Below are 2,552 nucleotides of genomic sequence, written 5' to 3' on the forward strand. Positions count from 1 at the left end.
GTTTTTTTTCGCCTGAAATTTTATAGCTATAAAAAAAGCCCATCGAAATGGGCTAGCTTGGCGTTAACTTAAGATGTTTGAATTGATCTTTCGCGTTAAAAGTGACGCAAATTAAGCCTTCAAATGGTCTTCGAATTCTTCACCCAATTGCATCGCAAGGGTATTGCCAGAGAGATCACAGGTCACCAGACCGTATTCTTTTTTAAAACTAAATGTAAAACCACGGTTGTCTGCCAAGGTACGTACGGAATACCCCAATTTTTCAAGCCATAGACGGAATGCCAGAAGATTTTTTGCTTTCACCACTTTTTTCACGAGATAACTCCTTCATCACTGTTCCTTAATAAATTAGGGTGAATAAAAATTTTTTAAAGGGGGAAATTTTAAAAATTTTTTAAATTTCCTGAAAATGCTTTTTTTATAGACAAATAATTGGATGAAATTTCACTAATAAATAGCTAAATTTATGATTTATGAATGCTTTTGGATGTTGTAACTAAATATTAGAAATCTCACCCTGATTAAATAAAATTTAAGCATAATAAAGTTTTGAGTATGTTGCAGTTAGGGGGTGTCTACAACTGGTCGAATTGTTATTCATTTCAATTTGGGTAAAGATTGCAGCAATCATCTGGTTGACCATTTTTTGCAATAAGTGGTCCTCGATCAATGTGTAGAATAATTTATACTTGCAAAAAATAGTGAGTCTGAATATGACACATGTGAATATTGAACAGTATGTAAAGGATTGCATTGAACGTATGCAGCAAGAGGATCAGACACCGGTTGCTGTCATGTTGGGACATGAGGACTGGATTGAATTTACCGTACAGTCTCAAGTGGCATATACGCCATTCGGGAGTGCAAGACGTTATCAGCCAGCACTGGGCGGTTTATTACTGGTTCGGGTGGATGAAATGCATGCTTTACGCGTTGTGACCCAAGCAGAGCTGGATGCCTACGCGCAAAGCAATCAGATTCTATAAAAACCCTAATTAGAAATTATCTTTCAAGGTTCTTAAACGGGCAAATTCTTCAACGCTGTCTGCACGCAAGAAAGGATTGGTTTTAAGTTCAATTTCAATCGTGCTGGGTAAGGTGCATTGGCCTAGCATTCTCAGACGTTCGACCTGTTCATGGCGCTCCTGAATTTCCAGATTATCTGGTTCTGCATGCAGTGCAAACTGGGCATTGGAAAGTGTATATTCATGTGTACAGTACACCTTGGTGCGCGGGGGTAATGCAGCCAGACGGGATAGAGAGTGGTACATCTGTTCAAAAGTACCTTCAAACACCCGTCCACAGCCCATTGCAAACAGGGTATCACCGCAGAACAGCACATCTAGCGCATCAATAAAGTAGACAATGTGGCCTAAAGTGTGTCCCGGTACACTGATGATGCTGACATCGATACCATGAAAATTGAATTCATCTTCATGCTCTAGAGGATGGCTGATGAATGGAATTTTACTCAATTCCTCACGAGGACCATATACCGGAATGTTTTTATCCTGAATCAGTTCAGGAACACCGCCAATATGGTCTTTATGCCAATGGGTTAACCAGATCTGCGCCAGTTCCAGTCTATACTGCTGGCAATATTCCTGTACCAGACCAGCTTCCGTGGGATCAACAGCCACGACCTGTTTGGAGTCTGTATGTTCCAGCAGCCAGATATAATTCTGTAAGTTATTTTTGACGTCTATACAGTGAATTTTGAAAGGCATCATTTCAGTTAAACCGTTTGAAGTTATTTAGTAAATTAGCATAATTACCCGGCATATGCAGATGCTGGGTCGATGTTTGTTGATGATTCATGTATCTGATTTTAAGAGTGTATAGGTTGGGTGATCAGTCTATATCATCCGCTGAAACCGGATCACCAATGCTATAAAAATGACCGCCTGCAATATGGTGAATGCTGCGCCATTCACGCTCCACGTCCTGATAATACCAGTGTCCATCACGGAACACGCGCTCGTCAGCATAAGCCGCAATGACCTTGCCAATAAACAGGTCATGAGTTTGCTGATTATGGGGTTCAGGAATCAGTTCACACAGCAGCCAGGCTGCACAACCCCTTACAACTGGAATGTCTGACTGATCAAACTGGAACAGTTCCACACCACATTGTTCTAACTTATTGGGTTGATCATGCATGCTGATCGTGCCAACAGCTTGCACCATGTTCAGTTGTTTAAGCGTAGGAACTTGCAAAGCAAAGTAACCAGAATTTTCAATAATTTTGCGGGTTTTGGTACTTTTATCTAAAACTACAGTGACTTTAGCTGGCTGGAATTCTAGTGCACAAGCCCAGGCTGCGGCCATAACATCCGTATTTTCCTGATCCCTGGCAGAGACCAGCACCGTTGGACCATGATTGAGCAAACGATAGGATTTTTCCAAGGGTACAGCTTTCAGATGGGGATTAGACATTGCAAACCTTAAAATAAACAAATGTACGTGCTAAAAATTATGCACTTATTGGCTTATTAACATATATAAATTTTTTTGGCGAAAAAAGCTTTTAAACTAAAGAGCTAAACAAAAGG

The 2,552-nt window shown here is 40.4% G+C and carries 4 protein-coding genes; 1 reads left to right on the plus strand and 3 read right to left on the minus strand.

Going from position 1 to position 2,552, the window contains the following annotated elements; all coding sequences use genetic code 11:
* Positions 1-111: 111 nt before the first annotated feature.
* Positions 112-315 carry a hypothetical protein gene (locus B4033_RS07860; protein WP_004812366.1) on the minus strand — a complete coding sequence of 68 codons (204 nt, stop codon included), beginning with the start codon at positions 313-315 and terminating at the stop codon, positions 112-114.
* A 398-nt stretch (positions 316-713) separates the two neighbouring features.
* On the opposite strand from B4033_RS07860, the gene B4033_RS07865 reads away from it, so the two are divergent.
* Positions 714-986, plus strand: coding sequence for a hypothetical protein (locus tag B4033_RS07865; RefSeq protein WP_076753375.1), 273 nt, complete (start codon positions 714-716; stop codon positions 984-986).
* Positions 987-995: 9 nt separating this feature from the next.
* Here B4033_RS07865 and gloB read toward each other — a convergent pair whose 3' ends face one another.
* Together gloB and B4033_RS07875 are read right to left on the minus strand one after the other, a co-directional pair.
* The gene (gene gloB / locus B4033_RS07870; RefSeq protein WP_286833002.1) at positions 996-1,730 is read right to left on the minus strand and encodes a hydroxyacylglutathione hydrolase; all 735 of its coding nucleotides are present in this window, start codon (positions 1,728-1,730) and stop codon (positions 996-998) included.
* Between the two features lie 121 nt (positions 1,731-1,851).
* Positions 1,852-2,436 (minus strand): flavin reductase family protein, encoded by a 585-nt coding sequence (locus tag B4033_RS07875; RefSeq protein WP_004812372.1) that lies wholly within the window; start codon positions 2,434-2,436, stop codon positions 1,852-1,854.
* Positions 2,437-2,552: the final 116 nt, after the last annotated feature.

The organism is Acinetobacter sp. UBA3132, from assembly GCF_002364825.1.
Lineage (GTDB): Bacteria > Pseudomonadota > Gammaproteobacteria > Pseudomonadales > Moraxellaceae > Acinetobacter > Acinetobacter schindleri.

What these genes read in the sequence shown, in the direction of transcription:
- B4033_RS07865 (WP_076753375.1), top strand. Translation starts at nt 714, where the DNA reads ATGACACATGTGAATATTGAACAGTATGTAAAGGATTGCATTGAACGT.
- gloB (WP_286833002.1), bottom strand. Translation starts at nt 1,730, where the DNA reads ATGATGCCTTTCAAAATTCACTGTATAGACGTCAAAAATAACTTACAG.
- B4033_RS07875 (WP_004812372.1), bottom strand. Translation starts at nt 2,436, where the DNA reads ATGTCTAATCCCCATCTGAAAGCTGTACCCTTGGAAAAATCCTATCGT.